General features: G+C 68.6%; 12 protein-coding genes and 1 tRNA gene. 5 read left to right on the top strand and 8 right to left on the bottom strand.

Annotated elements, in window-relative coordinates; all coding sequences use genetic code 11:
• Nucleotides 1–54 precede the first annotated feature (54 nt).
• Both CAP40_RS07375 and CAP40_RS07370 read left to right on the top strand, forming a co-directional pair.
• On the top strand, nt 55–636 hold the full coding sequence (locus CAP40_RS07375) for a DUF4142 domain-containing protein (RefSeq protein ID WP_086128746.1): 582 nt from the start codon (nt 55–57) through the stop codon (nt 634–636).
• 183 nt (nt 637–819) lie between these two features.
• Nucleotides 820–3,951, top strand: a complete 3,132-nt coding sequence (locus CAP40_RS07370) for a TonB-dependent receptor (RefSeq protein ID WP_179187965.1) — start codon at nt 820–822, stop codon at nt 3,949–3,951.
• Between the two features lie 108 nt (nt 3,952–4,059).
• Here CAP40_RS07370 and CAP40_RS07365 read toward each other — a convergent pair whose 3' ends face one another.
• The 6 genes from CAP40_RS07365 to CAP40_RS07340 form a co-directional block, all read right to left on the bottom strand.
• Nucleotides 4,060–5,370 (bottom strand): M20/M25/M40 family metallo-hydrolase, encoded by a 1,311-nt coding sequence (locus tag CAP40_RS07365; protein ID WP_086129352.1) that lies wholly within the window; start codon nt 5,368–5,370, stop codon nt 4,060–4,062.
• Between the two features lie 14 nt (nt 5,371–5,384).
• On the bottom strand, nt 5,385–6,398 hold the full coding sequence (locus CAP40_RS07360; RefSeq protein WP_086128744.1) for a FecR domain-containing protein: 1,014 nt from the start codon (nt 6,396–6,398) through the stop codon (nt 5,385–5,387).
• Nucleotides 6,395–6,907 carry an RNA polymerase sigma factor gene (locus CAP40_RS07355; RefSeq protein WP_086128743.1) on the bottom strand — a complete coding sequence of 171 codons (513 nt, stop codon included), beginning with the start codon at nt 6,905–6,907 and terminating at the stop codon, nt 6,395–6,397. The genes CAP40_RS07360 and CAP40_RS07355 overlap by 4 nt, the downstream gene beginning before the upstream one ends.
• Before the next feature lie 220 nt (nt 6,908–7,127).
• Nucleotides 7,128–7,529 carry a DoxX family protein gene (locus CAP40_RS07350; protein WP_144034267.1) on the bottom strand — a complete coding sequence of 134 codons (402 nt, stop codon included), beginning with the start codon at nt 7,527–7,529 and terminating at the stop codon, nt 7,128–7,130.
• A gap of 47 nt (nt 7,530–7,576) precedes the next feature.
• On the bottom strand, nt 7,577–15,223 hold the full coding sequence (locus CAP40_RS07345) for an autotransporter outer membrane beta-barrel domain-containing protein (RefSeq protein WP_144034265.1): 7,647 nt from the start codon (nt 15,221–15,223) through the stop codon (nt 7,577–7,579).
• Nucleotides 15,224–15,361: 138 nt separating this feature from the next.
• Complete coding sequence (locus CAP40_RS07340) at nt 15,362–16,537, bottom strand: glycosyltransferase family 1 protein (RefSeq protein WP_144034263.1); 1,176 nt, start codon at nt 16,535–16,537, stop codon at nt 15,362–15,364.
• 159 nt (nt 16,538–16,696) lie between these two features.
• On the opposite strand from CAP40_RS07340, the gene CAP40_RS07335 reads away from it, so the two are divergent.
• Nucleotides 16,697–17,380, top strand: a complete 684-nt coding sequence (locus tag CAP40_RS07335; RefSeq protein ID WP_086128739.1) for a TetR/AcrR family transcriptional regulator — start codon at nt 16,697–16,699, stop codon at nt 17,378–17,380.
• Between the two features lie 138 nt (nt 17,381–17,518).
• Here CAP40_RS07335 and CAP40_RS07330 read toward each other — a convergent pair.
• Both CAP40_RS07330 and CAP40_RS07325 read right to left on the bottom strand, forming a co-directional pair.
• Nucleotides 17,519–17,594 (bottom strand) — tRNA-Ala (locus tag CAP40_RS07330).
• Nucleotides 17,595–17,676: 82 nt separating this feature from the next.
• A complete protein-coding gene (locus CAP40_RS07325; protein ID WP_086128738.1) occupies nt 17,677–17,994 on the bottom strand; it encodes a TIGR02300 family protein in 318 nt (105 codons plus the stop codon).
• A gap of 101 nt (nt 17,995–18,095) precedes the next feature.
• Between CAP40_RS07325 and aroA the strand changes: the two genes are divergently transcribed.
• Both aroA and CAP40_RS07315 read left to right on the top strand, forming a co-directional pair.
• Nucleotides 18,096–19,433 (top strand): 3-phosphoshikimate 1-carboxyvinyltransferase, encoded by a 1,338-nt coding sequence (aroA, locus tag CAP40_RS07320; protein ID WP_086128737.1) that lies wholly within the window; start codon nt 18,096–18,098, stop codon nt 19,431–19,433.
• A complete protein-coding gene (locus tag CAP40_RS07315) occupies nt 19,430–20,413 on the top strand; it encodes a proline iminopeptidase-family hydrolase (protein ID WP_256924066.1) in 984 nt (327 codons plus the stop codon). The genes aroA and CAP40_RS07315 overlap by 4 nt, the downstream gene beginning before the upstream one ends.
• Nucleotides 20,414–20,470: the final 57 nt, after the last annotated feature.

Below are 20,470 nucleotides of genomic sequence, written 5' to 3'. Positions count from 1 at the left end.
GCGGCAGGCGTTCACGCCATGGCTCCGCACCAGGGGCTCGAACAGGAGGTAAGGATGCAGGTTCTTCGCTGGATGATGCTGGGGGCCGCCGGGCTCGCACTCGCAGGCTGTGGTTCGAAGACCGAAACCACCAAGACCGACACGACCACCGTCACCACCAACACCGATGGTTCGATGATGGCGAACGGAATGGCTCCCGCCGCCGCGTCCGCCGGCCAGGCCTTCGCAAATGCCGCCGCGGCGAGCGACGCCTTCGAGATCGAGACTTCGAAGCTCGCCCAGGGCCAGTCGCAATCCGCAGCGATCAGGAGATTCGCCGACGCGATGATAAAGGCGCACACCGAATCGACCGCGAAGCTCAAGACGGCGGCGAGCGCGGCCGCGCCCGCCATCACCCCGGATCCGACGCTGACGGCCGCGCAGCAGCAGGCGCTGGATTCGCTCAAGCCCCTGAAGGGAGCCGAATTCGACAAGGCCTATGCCGCCGCCCAGGTCGATGCGCACCAGAAGACGCTCGATGCGGTGAAGGCGACCGTCGCCAACAAGGACGTACCGCAGCAGCTGCGCGATTTCGCCGCCAAGCTGGTCCCGACAGTGGCTGCGCATCTCAACATGGCCAAGGGCCTCAAGTCCTAGAACCAAGGGCGGCCCGCGAGCCATCGCGGGCCGCAGGCCGTCGCGCCCCCCGGCCCCGCCGACATTTTTTCGGCGGGATCGGCTTCTCCCTGCGTCTCACGGAGTGACACCGCGATCAGCGCGGCAGGGAGGGACAATATGCGAAACAGGGGGGCGTTCTCGATCCATAGCTCTTGCTCCGCGATGGCGGCGGCCTTGTGTGTATCCGTCGCTCCGGCCGCGGCGGCGCAGCAGGCGCGCAGCTTCAACATTGCCGCCGGGGACCTGGGCAGCGCGCTGAATGCCTTTGCCCGGCAGGCGAACCAGGAGATCATCTTCTCCAGCGCGATGGTGGCAGGCAAGCGCACCAGGGGCATCCATGGCAGCCTGACGCCGCGCGACGCGCTGCGCGTCCTGCTCGAGGGAACCGGGCTGAGCGTCGAGGGTGGAAGCGTCCTCACCCTGCGCAGGATCGCAAGGCCCGAGGAGGTGCGCCGCCAGACGGCGAGTTTCGAAGCTCCGGCCGCCCCGGCACGCGACCAGGATCGCACCGATCCGACGCCCGCCGCACAGGAGGAAGCCGCATCCGAGGGCGCCGAACTGATCGTCACCGGCTCGCGCATCGTGCGCAACGGCAACGACGCCCCGACGCCGACCACCGTGCTGAGCGCCGAGGACATCTCGGAACGCAATCCCACCAACATCGCCGACTATGTCAGCCAGCTGCCCGCGATGGGGACCGGCAACACGCCGCGCACGACGACCCTGTTCGCCAATGCCACGGGCGGCGCGAACCAGCTGAGCGCCCGCGACCTGGGCGTCACCCGCACGCTGACCCTGCTCGACGGCCGCCGCGTCGTCGGCTCCGGCATGTCTCCCGCGGTGGACATCAACATGCTGCCGCAGAACCTGGTGCAGCGCGTCGACGTGGTGACCGGCGGTGCCTCCGCCGCCTATGGCTCGGATGCCGTGGCCGGCGTCGTCAACTTCATCCTCGACACGAAGTTCACCGGGCTGAAGGGCGGCTTCAACTTCAGCCAGACCGACTATGCCGACGGGCGCGTGGTGACCGGCGACCTTGCCTGGGGCGCCAGGTTCGCGGGCGGGCGCGGCCATGTCCTGCTGAGCGGCAACTACTACAAGGGCGACCGGATCGACTTCTACAACCATGTCCGCGACTGGTTTCAGCCGGGCCTGCGCCTGATGAACAATCCGGCATGGACGGCGACCAACGGCGAGCCCGGCCAGATCGTGCGCACCGATGCCGGCTATAACAGCACGCCGGGCGGCGTGATCGCCACGGGCCCGCTGAAGGGCACGTCCTTCGGCCCGGGCGGCACGGTCGGCACCTTCGTGTTCGGGCCGATCCAGCAGGGCCAGGTCCAGGCCGGCGGCACGGTGGAATCCATGCCCGTCCGCGGCGCACTGATGCCCGACGACAAGCATTGGAGCCTCTACGGCCGCCTCAGCTACGAACTCACCGACGACATCAATGCGATCGTCGAGGCGAGCTATGCCGGCAACGACACGATCAACTGGTCGGCCGTCTACAATCGCCAGGGCACCACGGCGATTACCGTCACGCGGGACAATCCCTTCATCCCCCTGGCGACGCGGCAGGCGATGGACTCGGCGCAGGTCACGTCGTTCCAGATGAACCGCCTGTTCTACGACATGATCAACACGCCGGGCTCGCATATCGGCGAGGCGGGATATAACCGCCGCCAGGATCGCGTCCTGCTCGCGCTGGAGGGCAGTTTCCTGGGCAGCGGCAAATGGCGCGCCTATTATCAGCGCGGCCACAGCAAGGTTTGGTACACCCGCGACAACAACATCATCCTCAGCCGGTTCAACCAGGCGATCGACGTGATCGCCAATCCGGCGGCGGGCGGCGTTGCCGGAGTGGCGGCGGGCACGCCGATCTGCCGCTCGACGCTCGCCAATCCGGGCAATGGCTGCGTGCCGATGAACCTGTTCGGCGAGGGATCGCTCGGCGCGGCCTCGATCGCCTGGGTCACCGGCTATGCCGACGGGCTGCGGACCCGCCAGGACCTGGATTTCTATCAGGACGTCTGGTCGATCGACGCGCAGTATAATCCGTTCTCGACCTGGGCGGGGCCGGTCTCGATCGCCGCCGGCTTCGAATATCGCAAGGAGTCCTTCTCCTCGACGGCCGACAGCTATTCGCTCCAGTCGCTATGGAACGTCGGCAACTTCAAGGGCGGCAGCAACGGCTATAATGTGAAGGAGTTCTTCGGCGAGGTCCTGGTGCCGCTGCTGAAGGATTCGGTCGTCGCGAAGAGCCTGGAGCTGAACGGTGCGATCCGGCGCACCGACTATTCGACGAGCGGCCCGGTGACGACCTGGAAGGCGGGGCTGAGCTGGGAAGTCGTCGACGGGCTGCGGCTGCGCGGCACGCGCTCGCGCGATATCCGGGCGCCGAACCTCAACGACCTGTTCGCGCCCGCCAGCCAGTTCGTGAACGCCTATCTCGACCGCACCCAGCCGGGCAGCCCGCAAGTGCCGAACACCACGCTGAGCGGCGGCAATCCCAATCTGACGCCCGAAATCGCCGATACCTGGACCGCCGGCGGCGTCTACACGCCGCGCTGGCTGCGCGGCTTCAGCTTCTCGGTCGACTGGTACAAGATCGACATCAAGAACGCGATCACCGCGGTCGGCGCCCAGCAGATCATCGACATGTGCTACGGATTCAACCGTCCGGTGAACCCAGCGGCCTGCGGCTCGATCGTGCTGGCGCCGGGCGCCACCAACCTGGTGAACGCCACCATCTATACCAGCGGCATCAACGCGCAGAACGTGGCGGTGGAGGGCATCGACTATGAGGCGAGCTATCGCGCCAATCTCAGCGACATCTCCGCGAAGCTGCCGGGGTCGATCAACCTGCGGCTGCTGGTCTCGCAGCGGCTGAAGGACGAGACCAACCTGCCCGGCGATTCCGCGCCGCCCATATTGGGTACCTTCAGCAGCCTGAAATGGCGCGGCCTGATGACCGCCACCTATGCCGTCGGCCCGAGCCGCACGACGCTGACGACGCGCTATCTCGGCCCGGGCAGGATCACCAACCAGCCCGAGACGAGCCGGACGGGCATTCCGGATGCGCTGAACCATGTCGATCCGGTCTGGTATTTCGAGCTTGCCCAGAATGTCGACATCAAGCTGGGCAGCCGCAAGGTCACGCTGTTCGGCGTGGTGGAGAATCTGTTCGACCGCGCGCCCGAGCAGATCCCCAGCAGCGGCACTTCGTTCGGCACCTCGGCGCCCTATGACATGATCGGCCGCAGCTATCGCATGGGCTTCCGGTTCAAGTTCTGAACTGGCCGCCGCCATCCCGGTGCAGGCCGGGATGGCGGTTTCCCGGGCGCGAGAAAAAACCCGTGCGGACCATTCCGCACGGGTTCCTGATTTCGGCGGGGACTCCCCTCAGCGCGGCGCGCGACGGGGTGCGCGGCCGCCAAAGGTGACGAGGCTCTCCGCGCCATCGGCCGAAAGAGCGGAGACGCCGATGAACATATCGTCCACGATCACGTCCTTCAGCACCGTCTCGCTGGCCGGGGCCGGCACGTCGCGCTGCTCGGTCCAGTCCTGCTTGTCGTTGCGCCGCCAGCGGACGCGATAGCCGGCCGCATCGGGCACCGGAGCCCAGGTCACGGTGGTGTTCATGCCGAGCGCACCGTTCAGGCTCACCTCCGCCGGCGCCGCCGGCGCGGCGGCGAGCCGTGCGATCGTCGCGACGTTGATCGCCGTCACCTTGGCGAGATAGGGGAAGTCCATCTTGTCGACGGTGTCGCCATATTCGATGCCGCCCTCGGTGCGCAGGTCCTGGTGCTGCTGGTTGTAATTCTCGATCCCCACCGAGAAGCGCACCGCCGGATAGCCGAGCTTGAGGAACGGCTCATGGTCGCCGCCGCGGCCGAACCGGTCGTTGCGGCGATCGACGAACACGTCGAGCCCGCCCGGTATCCCCTGCGCGACCTGGTCGATCGCCTTGGCCAGCGCGCGGCTGGGGCCGTCGTCCTCGCCGCCATTGACGCGGCGCGCCATCTGCCCGGCCAGGTCCTCCGACGCGCGGATCCCCTCGGAGAAGACGCGCACCCGGTCCGCCACCCGCGCGCCGTTCTGGCCCAGGGTATTGCCGACGATGTCGTTGTTGAGCACCGCCGTGACGTTCCACCCCCGCGCCTTCGCGGTCTCCGCGAGCAGCGTGCCGCCGAGCAGCCCCTGTTCCTCGCCCGAGAGCGCGGCATAGATGATCGTCGCCTTGAGCTTCTTCTGCGAAAGCAGCCGCGCCGCCTCGAGCACCAGCGCCACGCCCGAGGCGTCGTCGTTCGCCCCCGGGGCGTCGCGCGTAATGTCCATCACATCGCTGACGCGGCTGTCGATATGGCCCTGCACGATCACCACGCGGCCGGGATCGCTGCCCGGCTGGATGGCGAGGACATCGACGACGTTGACGCCGGCCGGCGCCCGCTCGTTGGCGAACACCCGCTCGATCGTGGAGACCTGGATGCAGCCGCCGCACCGGGCGGCCGTCTTCTTCATCTCCTCGCCGAACCAGCGGCGGGCCGCCCCGATCCCACGCTTGGGATCGTCGGGGGAGGACAGGGTATGCCGGGTGCCGAAGCTCACCAGCTTCTCGACATCGGCCTTGAGCCGGGCCGGGTCGGGCTTGTCCTGCGCGGCGGCCGTGGCCGGCAGCAATACGGCAGCGAGAGCGAGAGACGAGTATCGCATGGTTTTCCCCTTGGTCATTCGGCGATCGGCCCCGGCCGTTTCGAGACGAATATCCTGCCCTCGCCGTCGTTGCGGACTTCGACGGGCAGCGTCACTTGCAGCGCCTCCAGGAAGCCGGCCTGGTTGCTCGTCCGGAACATGCCGTTGATCCGCAGGTCCGCCACGGCGGGATCGACCACGATCTTCCGGCTCGAATATTCGTTCATTTCCTCCACCGCGCTGGCGAGCGGCTCGTTCTCGAAGAAGACCTGCCCCTCCGCCCAGCTCATCGCGCGCTCGGTATCGACGGTGCGCAGCTTGGGAAGCGCGTCGCCGGCCGTCGCCACGAGCTGCTGCCTGGGCTTCAATATCTGCTGGGGGGAGCCGCGGCGGAACTGCACCGGCCGCACCGCGACGCTGCCCTCGGCCAGGGTCACCCGCAATTCGCCCTTCGAAAGATCGACGTCGAACACGGTGCCCAGCGCGGTGATCGTCCGCTCCCCGGCCTTGACGACGAAGGGCCGCCGCGGATCCTTGGCGACCTGGAACAATGCCCGTCCGGCGAGCAGGGTGACGTCGCGCCGCGACGCGCCGAGCAGCACCGAGAGCCGCGTGCCCGAATCCAGCGTCACCACCGAACCGTCCGCAAGCGTCACCTTGGTCCGCTCGTTCGGCGACGTCACATAGACCGAACCGCCCTGGAGCCGGGCGAGGATCTCGGCACCTCGCTCGGTCTGGGCGCCGATGCTCGCCATCACGATCAGCACGATGGCGGCCGCGACCGCGAAGATCGATGCGAGACGCCGCCGCCGGATCGCATCGACGCCGTTGCGCGCCTCGTCGCGCAGGGCGCTGAGCTCGGGCAGCCGCGCATGGGTCCGCAACTCCGACAGCGCCATCTGCAGGCGGTCGTGCGTGATCCGGTGCAGCGGGTCTTCCTGCAGCCAAGCCTGGAAGGCCTGGCGGTCGCTGGACGTCGCCGTGGCGCCGCGCAGGCGCGCATCCCAGGTCGCCGCCGCTTCCTCCACCTTGTCGAGCGACTTGCTCATCGGGCTTTCCGGAGGCGATGGAGAAGATGGCCGTTCGCCCTGGCCATGTGTTTCTCGACGGTGCTGAGCGACAGGCCCGTGCGGCGCGCGATCTCCACCTGCGCGACACCGTCGAAATGATATTGGCTGAACACCACGCGCACGATTTCCGGCAGCTCGTACAACGCGGCGATCATGATCTGCAGCGCTTCGCGGCTCTGCAGGATGCGTTCGGGAGAGAAGCCCGCCTCGTCCTCGATGTCGAAACCCTCGGGTGCCGGGCTCATGATGCTGCGCACGTTCGCCCGGCGCGCCTTGTCGCGCAGGACGTTGGCGGCGACCTGGAAGACATAGCCCTGGACATTGGCGATGGCCGCCAGATCCTGGGCGGCCAGCCGGCTGAAGACGTCCTGCACCAGATCGTCGGCATCCTCGAAATGCTCGACCCTGCGCTGGAAGAAACGCAGCAGCGGCACCCGATATTGCGCGACGACTTCATCCAGCCCCGGGTGCCTGGCGGCATCTGGCATGCAAGCTCCTCCCGACCCCTAAGACGCAACCCCTCGCCCATCCCGTAAAGGAAAAGTCGCGCCGCCCGGCTTTGTCGCACCATTTCGGGGGCTTCCGCGCAAGGGCCGGGAAAATATGGTCAGGAGATGCGGTCGTTGGGAGGCAGATCCCGGGGGGATCGCGCAGCGTCGGGAAAGCCGCGATAGTCGGGCTTCGGCAGGCGGGGAAGCCGATCGCTTGCTAGGAGGCGGTGCCGGGTGCCTCCGTCACCGCCTCTCGCATCAGCCAGCCCGCCCAGAGCAGCACGCCCAGCATGCCGCAGATCAGCACCGGCAGGGAAAGCGCTTCGCCGATACGCGCATGGCTTGCGATCGCCCCGCCGAGAAAGGCCGTCAGCACGGCGCAGCCCATCGCCGCCAATCCGCGGGTAAGGAACGCGCCGACGCCGAGGATCAGGATCCCCGCCAGATAGGGCAATTGTCCCGGCGGATAGCCGATATGCGCCTGGGGCCCGGCAAGGACAGCCGGCGCCAGCAGCATCACCAGCGCATCCGCCAGCAACAGCGCGCTGACGAGGATCGAGCATATCCACCCGGCGCGCGGCCGGGCGGAGACGGGAAATGGCCTGAACGGGATACGCAAATTACGAGTGCTCCTTCAGCGGCGGGAAACCGGGGGGTGGCTCCGGATCAGAACGCGATCGAGAGGCCCGCATTCACGCTGTGGCGGGCCGTGTCGCCGAACCTGCCGCCCGCCCCGGCGCCATATTCGCCCGAGTAGCTGAGATTCAGCCGGACGCCCTTCGACACCGGCGCGGTCACGCCCAGCGCGAGATGCGCCATGGTGTCGCCACGCTCGGCCGCCAGGGCCGACATCAGGCCGCCGGCGCCCGCTGCGGCATAGGAAGCGGAGGCCCGGCCGTTGTTGCCGCTGAACTGATGGCGGAGGCCCGCCTCGGCCCAGGGAGTGACCCCGCCGAGATCGAAGCTGACGCCCAGCGCGGCATCGCCGAACAGCGCGTTGCCGGTGTTCTTGACCAGTTCCAGCGCGAAGCCCGAACCGCCCTCGGCCAGGCGGTTGCGGCCGGCCTCGACATAGGTGAGGCCGACACGGGGGGTGATGCGCGCCGAACCCAGCGACACCTGATAGCCCGCCGACATATCGGCGACGAACCCGCCCAGGTCATAGCGCGAAGTGGCGGTGCCGCCCGGGACGGCGCGACGGGTCTTGGCCCGCGACAGGTCATAGGCGACCAGGCCGCGCAGCGCGAGACCGCCGAGCTCGGCACTGGCCGAGACGCCGACCTGCATGCCCTCCAGCTTGGTGGAGGCGCCCAGGCCCTCCACCGTCTGGTTGGTCGAGAGCGTGCCGACGAACGCATTCACCCGGGCCGCCTCCGAGAAGCCCCAGCCGAACCCGCCGAGCAGGCCGCGGCTGTCGCTGCGCAGGTCATGCGCACCGGTGCCGGCATTCCCCTGGAGCGCGCCCTCCTGATGCAGACCCTGCGCGAAGCCGTAGAAGCCGACATGGCCCTTCCCGCCATTGTCCTGCGTGCGCATCGCATCGACCACGGCCAGGCCGCTCTCGACGCTCGCCTGGTCCGCGGCGGCAAAGGCCTCCGGGCTCAGCGCCGCGAAGCTCGCGGCACGCGAGGCGCCGTTGGTCTCGACCAGCGACGGCAGGGCATTGGTGAAGGCCTGCACCATCTGCCCGCCGCCCAGCACCGCATTGGCGTAGCGGATCGAATCGCGCACATTGGCGCCAAACGCATTGTCGTTCTGGAATTCGCCGACCAGCTGGATGCGGTTGCCGCGCGTCGCCACGAAGCCGAACACCGTTTCCGACTTGTTGATCGTGGTGAAACCGCCGGTGATGCCGCCCTGCGCCACCACGAGATCGAGCGCGCCGCCCGGCGTGGACTGGAGGATGCCGGTGATGTCCAGCGTGGCGCCCGCCTGGATGTTCATGGTGCCCGAGATGTTCAGGCGGTCGCTGCCGGTCGGCGCCATTTCCAGCAGCAGGTTCGAGCCGTTGGTGAACAGCACGTTGCCGTTGACCGTCATCGTGCCCGGCGAGGCGCCCGGCGACAGCGTGCCGCGCACTTCGATATTGGCGTTCACCGTGCCCGCGGTGCCGAACGTCGCGCCATGGCTGACGACGATGGTCTTGGCCGAGGTGATGGTGGTGCCCGCCTGCCCGATCAGGCGGCCGCCGGTGACCGAGACGGTGTCGTAGCTGATGTTCCCCGTCAGCGAGACCACGCCGCCGGCGACGTTGAACGCCTCGAATTCGGAATAGCCCTGGCCGTTCCACGCAGTCGGCGCGGCATAGGTGCCCGGGGTGTTGAACTCGAGCGTATCATAGCCGGCGCCGCCGCTGGCGGTGCCGGTGATCGCATTGGTGCGGCCGAGAGTCAGGCGGTCGTCGCCCGCGCCCAGCGCCACATTGCCCGCCAGCGTGCCCTGCACGTTGAGGTGGTTGGCGCCGTCATTGCCCGCAAGCGCCGGCGTGGTGAGCGTCGCGCCCGCCGTGACCGTCAGCTTGGCGCCGAACAGGTCGACAATGTCGAACTGCGCGTCGCGATCGATGATCAGTTCGCCGGCATCGCCCGATTCGAGCTGTTCGAAGCCGGTGGCGTTGACGCTGCTCAGCTGGCGGACGGTGTTCGCCGCCTGGTTGAGCACCAGGCGATCGATGCCGTCGCCGCCGTCGATCGCGCCGCTCAGGATCGCGCGGCTGGAAAGCGTGAGGACATTGTCCGCCGCGCCGAAGCTGACCTGCTCCGCGGAGACCGAGCTCCCCGCCGCGATGGTCAGGTCGCCCTGATCCACCGAGATCGTCTGGTAGCTGCCATTGCCGCTGATCGCGAGGTTGCCGGCGCCGCGCGCCAGAATGTCCTCGAAGTTGAGGATCTTGGCGGTGGCCAGCGTCGAGGTCTGGTCGGCGAGCGTGTTGAACACGAGCGCATCGTGCCCGGCGCCGCCATTGACGGTGCCGAGGATCGAGCCGCCATCGACGATCAACTGGTTGTCATGCGCGTCGAAGTTGAGCGTCTGGTCGGCGGCGATGGTGCCGCCCAGCGTCAGCGACGCGCCGCCGGCGACGTTGATCGTCTCGAAGCTGGTGATCCCGCCGGCGATCCGCGAGTCGCCCGTCAGGTTTAGGTTGAGCACGTCGTTGCCCGCGCCGCCGTCGAGCGCGCCGGAAAGCGTGCCGTTCAGGAGCATGGTCAGCGAATCGTCGCCGCCGCCCAGCGACACGCCGCCGGTGAGCGCGGTGTTGAGGATCACCGACTGCGCGCTGTCGTCGCCGATGATGGTGCCGATATGGTGATCGCCCTCGCCCGGATTCACCGTCAGGTCGGCGCCGTTGCGCAGCGTCACCGTGTCGAAGTCCTGGTTCATGCCGATCGTCAGGCGGGCATTGCCCGATACGTCGAGCGATTCGAAATTGGTGACGTTGGGCAGGTTGCTGGTGTCCTGCGCGATCTCGAAGGCCACGGTGTCGATGCCGTCGCCCCCGTCGATCAGGCCGGTGGCGGTGCCGCCGGCGAGCACCAGGCGATCATTGCCCGCGCCCAGGTCGATATTGCCTTCGACCACGCCGCCCGTGTTGAGGGTCACGGTGTCGTTGCCGCCGCCCATGGCCAGGCTGCCGCCGATCGCGCCCGAAACGATGACCGATTCCGCCGCGTCCGAACCGGCCAGCGCGGTTGCGCTCTGGGTCTGGAAGCGGGTGCCGGCCGCGACCGTCACGTTCGAGCCCGCCATGCTCAGCGTCTCGAGATCGGCGGTGCCACGGATCGTGATCGAGCCGGTGCCGCGCTGGCCCAGCGTCTCGAAGCCGCGGAACTGGTCGAAATTGACCGTGCCCCCGCCATTCACATCGACGAGCAGCGTGTCCGTACCCTCGCCGCCATAGGCAGTGCCGGTGAAGATGCCTGAGGCGGCATAGACGAAGGTGTCGTTGCCGTCGCCGAGGCGCAGATCGCCCTGGAGCGTGCCGTAATTCTCGAACCGATCGTCGCCCTGGCCCAGGTCGACATTGCCGATGATGGTGCCGCCGGCGAGGTTGCGGATCTTGTCGGTGCTATGCATCGTCTGGATGCCGCCGGCGATCACATAGGTCTCGGTGGTGTCGTCGCCCGGCGCATGGAGATCGATGCCACCGGCGTCGAAATTGCTGTCGCCGTGCAGGACCGTGTCCGCTCCGCCGCGAATCGTCCCCAGATTGTCGAGCTCGAACAGCCGCAGGGCCGCATCGACGCCGGCGCTGCCATAGCCCTCGTCGTCGAGGCCGGCGACCATCAGCGCGGTCGATACGCCGCCGGTGGCCTCGATCGTGCCGCCGGCCGCGTTGGTCATGCCGACGATGCCGTTGTCGCCGAGCAGGGCCGCGAAGACGCCGGTGGCGAGGTCCGGCGACGAACCTCCGTTGCCGCCGCCGCCATTGGCCGCGATCCGGCCGCTGTTGACCAGCTTGCCGACCAGCACCGGCTGCTGCGGATCGGGACAGTCCTCGCCGAACCCGGCGCCGCCAAGGGCGGTGAGCAGCAGGCCGGTGCCGCTCCGGCCGGTGGACTCGATGGTGCCGCCATTGGTCACGTCGAACGACCGGGCGCTGATCAATGCCCCGCTGCCGTGGCGGCTGGCCGCGCCGATCGTGCCGGTGTTGGCGAGCTTGACCAGCCCCCCTCCGCCCTGAAGCTCCATGCCGTTGCCGCCATCGGCCGACGCCGTGATCTGGCCGCTGTTCGTCACATCGATGCTGCGACCAGTCTCGTCGACGCCATAGTTGTGGACTTGAACGCCATGCCCCTCGGTCGAGGCGATCCTGCCGCTGTTGTTGAGCGTGAAGGCCCCGATGCCGTCATAGTCGCGATAGACCGACAGGCCATTGCCCCGCGCGGCGATCGTGCCGGTGTTGGCCAAGCTCGACAGCGCACCATAGGCAAGAACCCCATCCACCGTGCTGGCGATCGTGCCGTTGTTCACCAGGTCGAGCCGCGTATCGTAGCGCGGATCGGTGACTTCGATCGCCGCGTACAGCGTGTCGTCGGTGATGTCGAAATTGGCGTTGTTGATCACCTTGCCGTCGCCGAGGGCACGCAGCCCCCTGGTCTGCGTCGCCGCGGCAGTGATCGTCACTTCGGTCTGCGCGCCGTTCGCCTCGACGCCGTGCAGCTCGAAGCCCGCAGGAAGCACGTTGCCCGCGAGATCGAAGGTCCCGTTGCTGGTGAAGGACCGACCATAGGCGTCGATGCCCGCCCCACCGGTCACGGTGCCGCTCACGTCGAGCCCCGCACCGTTGCGGGTGAGCACCGTGTCGTCGCCATTGCCCATGTCGAGATCGCCGGTGATCTTGCCGCCGTTCGCGACATAGAGATCATTGCCGTTGCCGAGCAGCACATGGCCGGTGATGGTGCCGGCATTCTCGACGATGTCGTCCGCATTGCCGCCGACGATCGCGGCGCCCGCGGTGCCGGCGGCATTGTCCGTCGCATGCCCCTGGATCGTGCCCACCGCACGATTGACGATGCGATTGACGCCATAGCCGACCGTCTCGATCGCATTGCCATGGGCGCTGACGATGTCGCCGCTGTTGTCGACTACCGAATCCTCCATCCGGATGCCGGTGCCCTGCATGCTGACCCGGCCGACGCCCAGATTGCCGCGATCGTTGGTGAACATGCCGTACCGAAGATCCACGCCGAGCCCGAAATTGCCGGTCGAGGCGTCCTTCGAATCTTCCCAGATCGAGGCACGATTGGTGATCGTGCTGCCCTCGGCCTCGAGCAGCACGCCATAGGCATTGCCCATCTTGCGCAGGTTGGAGCTCGCCGAGATCAGCACTTCGGTGCCGGCGCCGGTCTTCAGCGCGGTGCCGCCGGTGATGCCGATATAGCCGCTCTGCGCGAGCAGCTCGACGCGGCGGGCATGGGTCGCGTCGACCGCGATGCCCGCCGTGCCGCCGTTGACGGCGCCGGCGATCACCAGGTCGAGGCCCCGCCCTTCCTCGCCGAACACGCTGCTCGTCGAGTCCTGCTCGACGATGATCGACGGACGATCATACCCCCCATTGTTGAAGTTCATGTTCAGTACGACCCGGCCGTCGCCGGCCACGCGCAGCAATCCGTCATAGCTGTAATGGCCGCCGCTGCCGTCGGCCGGCCCCTGCAGCGTCAGCACCGTGCCGGCCCCCGCAGCCTCGTAGATCGTGCCGCCCGCGAAGCCCGCGGCATTCCCCCGCAGCACCGAGAACGCCTGGCTCTCGCCGGCCCGGGCCTGCAACACATTGTTGCCGGCGCCCATGTCGACCGCTCCGGTCACCAGGCCGCCGGTGTTGACGCTGCCGTCCTGGCCAAGGCGCTTCAGGTCGACGACCAGCTTGTCGTCGCCATTGCCGGTCGAGACATTGCCCTGCAGCGAGCTGCCCTCGGCCAGCCACAGCATGTCCTTGCCCGAACCGCCCAGCACGACGTCGCCCACGATCGTGCCCTTGTTCGCGACCTGCGCACCATAGGGCGCCTCGCTATACAGCCCGACGGCGGCACCTTCGCCCGCGCGGATCTCCCCCTCGTTGATCAGCCTGGCAGCGCGAGAATATTGCGTGCTGTAGCCGGAGACGGCGGCGTTCTCGCCGGTCGCGACGATCGTGCCGCGGTTCGTCAGGCTCGCGCCATGTTGCATGCTCACCGCCTGATCGCCGCGGATCACGCCGCCGGTGTCGTTGACGAACCGGCCGGAAGCTCCCTCCAGGCTCAGGGCGACCCCACCTTCCACCGCGCTCGAGATCGTGCCGCTGTTATAGCCCGAGCCGGACACGGCGACCGCAGTGGACACGAGCCCCTCGGCATGGATAGACCCGCGGTTGATGAAGCCATGGGCGCTGTCGGCGGAATTGCGGCCCGCCGTGCGGATGCCGTAGATCGCCTCGCCGGACAAGTTGATGGTGCCGCCCGTGTCGTTGACGAAGGCGGTAAGAAAGTCGTTGGCATCGATCAGCGCGACCGGCGGGCCGCTCTCGGGAGCCGACACGCCGGTGAAGCGTAGCGCGCCGCGATTGGTGACGGTCAACGTCCCGCCGTTGCCGGACCCATTATAGGCCCTCAGCCTGAGGCCCGCGTCCGATCCGGCATAGGTAAAGTCGGCCAGGTTGGTGACGACCCCCGGGCCGGACACGTTGAGCGCGCCGGTCAGGTTCTCCGCGGCGATGGTCACGTCGAGATCGCAACCGCACAGGTCGAGCCCATAGCGCTCGAACCCCGTCGGCAGGTTCCCGAAGGCGATCGTCCCCGAGCCGGTCATGCGGATGCCATAGATGTCGATGCCGTCGCCGCCGTCGAGCGCGCCGCCCGGCATGCCGGCAACGCCGGTCGCGTTGCCCTCGCGCCAGAACTGGTCGTCGCCATCGCCCATCGCGATGTTCCCGGCCACGCTGCCGCCGATGCGCTGGTAGAAGCGATCGCCATATTGGCCGAGCGTGACACCGCCGTCGATCCGGCCGGCATTCTCGATGACCGCCTGCTCCGTGACCCGGATCGCGGTGTCGCCGGCGCTGCGGATCACGCCGCCGGCCTGGTTCCGAAGCTCCAGATCCGCCGCCGAAATCGCCGGCGCGGCACCGCGCGCCTCGATCAGGCCCCGATTGCGGATGGCACCCTGGGCGACGGCGACGGTCGCTTCGGTAGCCGAGCCGTTCGCGATGGTGCCGCTATTGTCGATGTCGAGATACTGGGCACGGATCGCCGAAACCTCGCCCGCCTCGATCGTGCCGGCATTTGCTCCCTGGACCTCATAGACGTCCACGCCGCCTTCGATGCGGCCGGTGCCGCGGTTGCGCAGGTCCAGCACGGCCGAGCGCGCGCGCACCGCCGTGCCGTCGGTGCCGCGCACCAGGCCGCTATTGTCGAGCGCGATGAAGGCGCCGCTGTCGTCGCCCTGGCGCAGGGCGTTGCCGCCCGAAAGCGTGCCCGATTTGCCGATCTTCACATTGAGGTCCACCGCGTCCGCGAGCAGGACCGCGGGGCCCTGGGAAAACACCCCGCCTTCGACGATCAGCTTGCCGCCGACATCGAAGCGAAGCGCCGGGCCCTCGGTGGTCTGGCTGCCCACGGTCGCGCCGGGCTGCACGGTGACGGTGCCGCTCGCCACGGTCATGACGAAGGGTGCGGACGTGCCCGTGCAGACGACCTGCGCGCCTTCGCCCGCGCACTGGGCGCGCGCCGCCGTCGAGGAAAGCGCGATCGCCAGCGTCGCCGCGCTCACGAACAACGCGGTGCGGCCCCTGGTACCGGGAAGAATCGAGATACGAGTGGGAAACGCAGTACGCGCCATGATGCTGCTCCAATGCCGGAAGTGCCGGCCCGGATGTGCGCGCCAGCGTGAACAGCAAGGGCAGGTGCCGATGTTCGAAGAGGAGTTCCAACCCTTTAATTGCACAGCGGAATGCAACTTCACGCGGTTGTGCAGTTTTCACCCCGGCATGCCGGCCAGGATGCCCTGGACCAGCAGTTCGGTCATCACGGCGGCCGAATAGTTGCCATGGCGCGCCGCCACCCGGGCAGCCCGGTGGCGCATACGATCGTCGCCCGCGGCACGGCACAGCGCCTCCCGCACGGCGTCGGCACCGGCGGACACGGCCTGCGACCGCGCCACGCCGGCAAGACGCAGCCGATAGGTGAGCAGCAGCGATTCCAGCGTATCGGGCAGGAGAAGCTGCGGCACGCCCGTAGCGAGCATCTTCGCCGAGGCTCCGTAACCGCCGCGACCGACATAGAGCGCCGCTTCGCGCCCCGCCGCCGCAAGATCGACGGGCGCGGCGCTGAACAGGATGTTGGCGGGCAGCGCCTCGCCGGGCGGGACCGCCGAATGCCAGAGCACGGGCCAGCCCAGTCCGCCCAGCGCCCGCGCGACGATCGCGCTGCCGGGGCGGTCGAACGGCAGATAGACGAGCGTCCGCGGCCCCGCGCCCCGGGGCCATTCGGGATGGGCATCCGCCTCGATGCCGATCAGCGGACCGTAATAGAAGCCCGTCGCGTCCGGCCCGTAATGGTCGAGTTCGGCCCAGGCCAGCGAATGGAGCGGCGCGCCCGCGAGCAACGCGCCGAGTCCGGCGGGCTCGGGTGCGCCGAAATGGCGGCAAACCTCCCGGACCGCCTGGTCCGCCGGCCGCTGCGCTGCCGCCAGCTCGGCAGCGTCGTGGCCGGCCCAGGGCTGCAGGCTCGCACCCGCGTCACGCGCGCGGGGCGCCACGAAGGTCGGCCCCAGCCTCCGCGCGGGGAGCCCGGCAATATGCGCCGCCAGCAGCGACAGGGGCGCATGCTCGGCCAGGACCAGGACCGGCTGGATGCGTTCGAAGGCATCCAGCCATTGCCGCACCAGCGGAATCGCGCCCGCCGCATCGGTCAGCCCGCCCGCGGCGATCACCTGGCCATAGGTCAGCGTCTCGCCCCGGGGCGCGGAACCGGCAAAGCGCGGCCCCTGCACCACCAGGTCGAATGCATCGCGCTCGAGCCGCAGCGCCGTCTGCGGCGTACGTGCCGCCAATGTCAGATGGTGCCCGCCCTTGCGCAACGCACGGCCGATCGGCGCGAGCGTCGCGACATGGCCATATCCCAGTCCCAGCTCCCAGGTGGCCAGCAATCGCATGCAATCTCCCGGGCGAACCAGAGCAATCGAGCATCCTAGCCGCGACCGGGCATCGCCGCACAGCCGCCATTCCTTCCCAGAGGCGTGCAATCCCCGGCCCCGTCGCGGGACGGACGGCTTCGGTCGCAGCCGATGCGGCATCGGCGGCCCTGATTGCGCATGGGCACGACCAGCGTTGAGAAGGGGACAGCAATGTTCATTGTCGGGGACAGGGATGCAGGGACTTCGGCACCCCGCAGCCGGCGCGACAACCGTGCCGCGATCCTGCTCGCGGGCCGCATCCTGTTCGCGCGCCACGGCGTTTCCGGTGTCACCTTCGAACATGTCGCCCGCGAGGCGCAGCTGACGCGCCGGACGATCTACAACCACTTCGCCAATGTGGACGACCTGTTCGCGGGAGTCGTTCACCAGGCGCTTCGGCAACTGAAGGCGCAGATGCCGCCCGCCCCTCCGGCCGAACGGCAGCTGCACGCGGGACTGACGCGGTTCATGCGGGATTTGCTGGGGTTGTTCGCCAGCCCCGGCTTCTTCGACCTTCACCTGGCATTGGTCCGCCACGGCAATGATCGCCCCGAACTGCGCAATGCCTTCGAACGCGAGTTTCTCGATCCGCTGAGCACCACCCTCGCCGGCTATCTCGGCGCGCGGCGCGCCCGCGATTTCCACCAGGATCCGCAACGCAGCGCGCGGGAGATCGTCGCGATCACGCTCGGTCTCGCCGAAACCTCGCGACTGCTTGGCCGCACCGACGAAGAAGCGACCCGGCAGGCGCTGCCGCTTATCGGCGCCCTCGCCCAGGCACTCGCACAGACGCAGCAGAAGCAGCTCAGCCGCGTGGCCTGAAGCGCCACGCCCGTTACCGGCACGTATCGAAGATGGCGACGCGCCCCATCGGGACGCGCACGACCATTTCGGTCGCCGGTCGCGCCGCTACGAGCTGGCTGGAACTGGAATGGTCCGCATTGCCGCGGACGGGGGGAATGGTGGAGCCGAGGGGGATCGAACCCCTGACCTTCGCAATGCCATTGCGACGCTCTCCCAGCTGAGCTACGGCCCCAAACCCCGGGAAGACGGGCCCTCTAGAAGGGCTCCGCGGGTCTGGCAAGGACCTTTTTTCGGTCCCTGCCAATTTCCCCGAATTATTGTTCTTCGTCGTCGCCGCCGGTCTCGACGCCCAGATCGTCGTCGCCGCCCAGATCGACGTCATCGTCCGCCGAGGGCTCCTCGTCGTCGTCGCCGATGTCCAGATCCTCGTCACCCAGATCGGAATCCTCCGCCTCGGGCTTCTCGGTCTTCACCGCCTCGAAAGGCAGCGGCTGCTTGGACTTGAGGATCGGCTCCGGATCCCAGGCAAACCCGCAGCTGATGCAGGTCACCGGCTCGTCCTTGGTCAGATCATAGAAGCGCGTTCCGCACTTCGGGCACGCGCGCTTCGTGCCCCATTCGGGCTTCACCATGTGTTGCCTCTTCGCCTTTCAAATCTTGGATTTCGGGAACAGGTCCCGGAAAGTGGGAGGCGCCTTGCCATGCTGCAAGGGCGCTGTCAAAGCCGGGCGTCATGTCTGCCTCTCCTCCCCGCCCGCTCGGCATCTCCGCCCGTGGTCCCCTGAAGGGCCGCGTCACCGTTCCCGGCGACAAATCGATCAGCCATCGCTCGCTGATGTTCTCGGCGCTCGCCGTCGGCGAAAGCCGGATCGAGGGACTGCTCGAGGGCGAGGACGTGCTCGCCACCGCCGCGGCGATGCGCGCGATGGGCGCGACCATCACGCGCGGCGACGATGGCGCATGGACGGTCAGCGGCGTCGGCGTCGGCGGCCTGCTCCAGCCCGAGACCGCGCTCGACATGGGCAATTCGGGCACGTCGACCCGGCTGCTGATGGGCCTGGTCGCCAGCCATCCGATCACGGTGACCTTCACCGGCGACGCCTCGCTCTCCGGCCGCCCGATGGGCCGCGCGATCGAACCGCTCGGCCAGATGGGCGCGGAGATCACCGCCAGCCCGGGTGCCAGGGGGACCCAGACCCTGCCGCTGATGCTGAAGGGGATCAGCCCGGCCGTGCCGATCACCTACACGCTGCCGGTGGCCTCCGCCCAGGTGAAGTCGGCGGTGCTGCTCGCCGGGCTCAACACGCCGGGCATCACCCGCGTGATCGAGCCGGTGCCGACTCGCGATCATAGCGAGCGGATGCTGCGCGGCTTCGGCGCCGAGCTGACCGTGGAGGACGGCCCCGAGGGCAAGATCATCTCGATCCGCGGCGAGGCGGAACTGAAGCCCCAGCACATCGTGGTCCCGGGCGACCCCTCCTCCGCCGGCTTCTGGATGGTCGCCGCGTCGATCGTGCCCGGATCGGACGTCACCATCGCCAATGTCTGCATGAACCCGACCCGCACCGGCCTGATCCAGGCGCTGCGGATGATGGGCGCGTCGATCGAGGCGCTCGACCCGCGCGAAGTGGGCGGCGAGCCGGTCGCCGACCTGCGCGTGCGCCATGCCCCGCTGAAGGCGATCGAAGTGCCGCCCGAGCTCGCTCCCAGCATGATCGACGAATATCCGATCCTGTTCGTCGCCGCCTCGGTCGCCGAAGGGCGGACGGTGGCGCGTGGCGCGCACGAGCTGCGCGTCAAGGAATCGGACCGGATCGCGACGATGCGCGCGGCGCTCGAAGCCAATGGCGTCGTGCTGGAGGAATTCGAGGACGGGCTTGCCGTCACCGGCACGGGCGGCGCGCCGATCCCGGGCGGCGGCGCTGCGGTCACGAGGCTCGACCACCGCATCGCGATGAGCATGGCGGTCGCCGGCCTCGCCGCCGCGGCGCCCATCGCCATCGACGACATCGCGCCGGTGCAGACCAGCTATCCCGGCTTTTTCGACGTGCTCGACAGCCTCGTCGCATGAAGCTCGGCCGTCGCGCCTTTCTGGGCGGGATGGCTGCCGGCACCCTGGCCGTCCCGGCCTGGGCCAGGCTGCGCGACGAGATCCTGTTCAAGCCCGACCGGGAGCTGACGGTCCCGGTCGAGGGAGGCAGCGTCTATGTGCGGGTGAACGGCGACCTCAAGGGCCCGCGCCCGCCGCTGATCTATGCCCATGGCGGCCCGGGCGGCGATCATTCGGGGCTGCTTCCGCTCACTGCCCTGGCGCGCGAGCGCGCGGTGATTCTGTGGGATCAGCTCGACAGCGGCCGTTCGGACGCGCCGCTCGCCCCGAGGAACTGGCGCGTCGCGCGCTTCGTCGACGAGATCGACCGGATCCGCGACGCGCTCGACATCACGCGCTGGCACGTCGGCGGCGGCAGCTGGGGCGGCACGCTGGCGATCGAATATGGCGCGCGCCGGCGGCCGGGCACGGCGAGCCTGATCGTCCAGTCGCCGCTGGTGTCCACCAGGAGCTGGATCGCGGACGCCGATCTCCTGCGCTCCCGGATGCCGGCCGATACGCGCGCCACGCTGGAGAAATGCGACACCGCCGCGCCGCCGCCGGCCCAGACCTGCGATGCGGCGACCTGGGAATTCTATCGTCGCCACGTCATCCGCTCGCAGCGCGCCGACGGCATCGCCGCCTATCGCGCCCGGGCGCCGCGCGATGCCGGCGACACGCTTTACCAGCGCATGTGGGGCAAGGCCGAGTTCGTCTCCACCGGCACGCTCAGGGACTATGACGGCGAGTCTCTGCTCGCGAAGCTGGATGGCCCGCGCACCTTGTTCGTCTGCGGCGAATATGACGAGGCCCGGCCAGAGACGGTGGCGAAGTTCGCCGCGCGCGTGCCCGGCGCGACGTTCCGGGAAGTGACGGGATCGGCGCATTCGATCCTGTCCGATCAACCCGAAGCCTATCTCGCCCTGCTGCGCGCGTGGATGGCACGCCACGACGCCGCCTGAACGCGAATTTTGCATCCGAATCGCTTGACGGCGCGCGCATGTGCCGCGAACGCTCGG

It is taken from the genome of Sphingomonas sp. IBVSS2 (assembly GCF_002127225.1).
Classification (GTDB): Bacteria; Pseudomonadota; Alphaproteobacteria; order Sphingomonadales; family Sphingomonadaceae; genus Sphingomonas.
Note: the sequence above shows the minus strand (reverse complement) of the source record. Positions and strands in the feature narration are given on the sequence as shown.

What these genes read in the sequence shown, in the direction of transcription:
- CAP40_RS07375 (WP_086128746.1), top strand. Translation starts at nt 55, where the DNA reads ATGCAGGTTCTTCGCTGGATGATGCTGGGGGCCGCCGGGCTCGCACTC.
- CAP40_RS07370 (WP_179187965.1), top strand. Translation starts at nt 820, where the DNA reads ATGGCGGCGGCCTTGTGTGTATCCGTCGCTCCGGCCGCGGCGGCGCAG.
- CAP40_RS07365 (WP_086129352.1), bottom strand. Translation starts at nt 5,370, where the DNA reads ATGCGATACTCGTCTCTCGCTCTCGCTGCCGTATTGCTGCCGGCCACG.
- CAP40_RS07360 (WP_086128744.1), bottom strand. Translation starts at nt 6,398, where the DNA reads ATGAGCAAGTCGCTCGACAAGGTGGAGGAAGCGGCGGCGACCTGGGAT.
- CAP40_RS07355 (WP_086128743.1), bottom strand. Translation starts at nt 6,907, where the DNA reads ATGCCAGATGCCGCCAGGCACCCGGGGCTGGATGAAGTCGTCGCGCAA.
- CAP40_RS07345 (WP_144034265.1), bottom strand. Translation starts at nt 15,223, where the DNA reads ATGGCGCGTACTGCGTTTCCCACTCGTATCTCGATTCTTCCCGGTACC.
- CAP40_RS07340 (WP_144034263.1), bottom strand. Translation starts at nt 16,537, where the DNA reads ATGCGATTGCTGGCCACCTGGGAGCTGGGACTGGGATATGGCCATGTC.
- CAP40_RS07335 (WP_086128739.1), top strand. Translation starts at nt 16,697, where the DNA reads ATGGGCACGACCAGCGTTGAGAAGGGGACAGCAATGTTCATTGTCGGG.
- CAP40_RS07325 (WP_086128738.1), bottom strand. Translation starts at nt 17,994, where the DNA reads ATGGTGAAGCCCGAATGGGGCACGAAGCGCGCGTGCCCGAAGTGCGGA.
- aroA (WP_086128737.1), top strand. Translation starts at nt 18,096, where the DNA reads ATGTCTGCCTCTCCTCCCCGCCCGCTCGGCATCTCCGCCCGTGGTCCC.
- CAP40_RS07315 (WP_256924066.1), top strand. Translation starts at nt 19,430, where the DNA reads ATGAAGCTCGGCCGTCGCGCCTTTCTGGGCGGGATGGCTGCCGGCACC.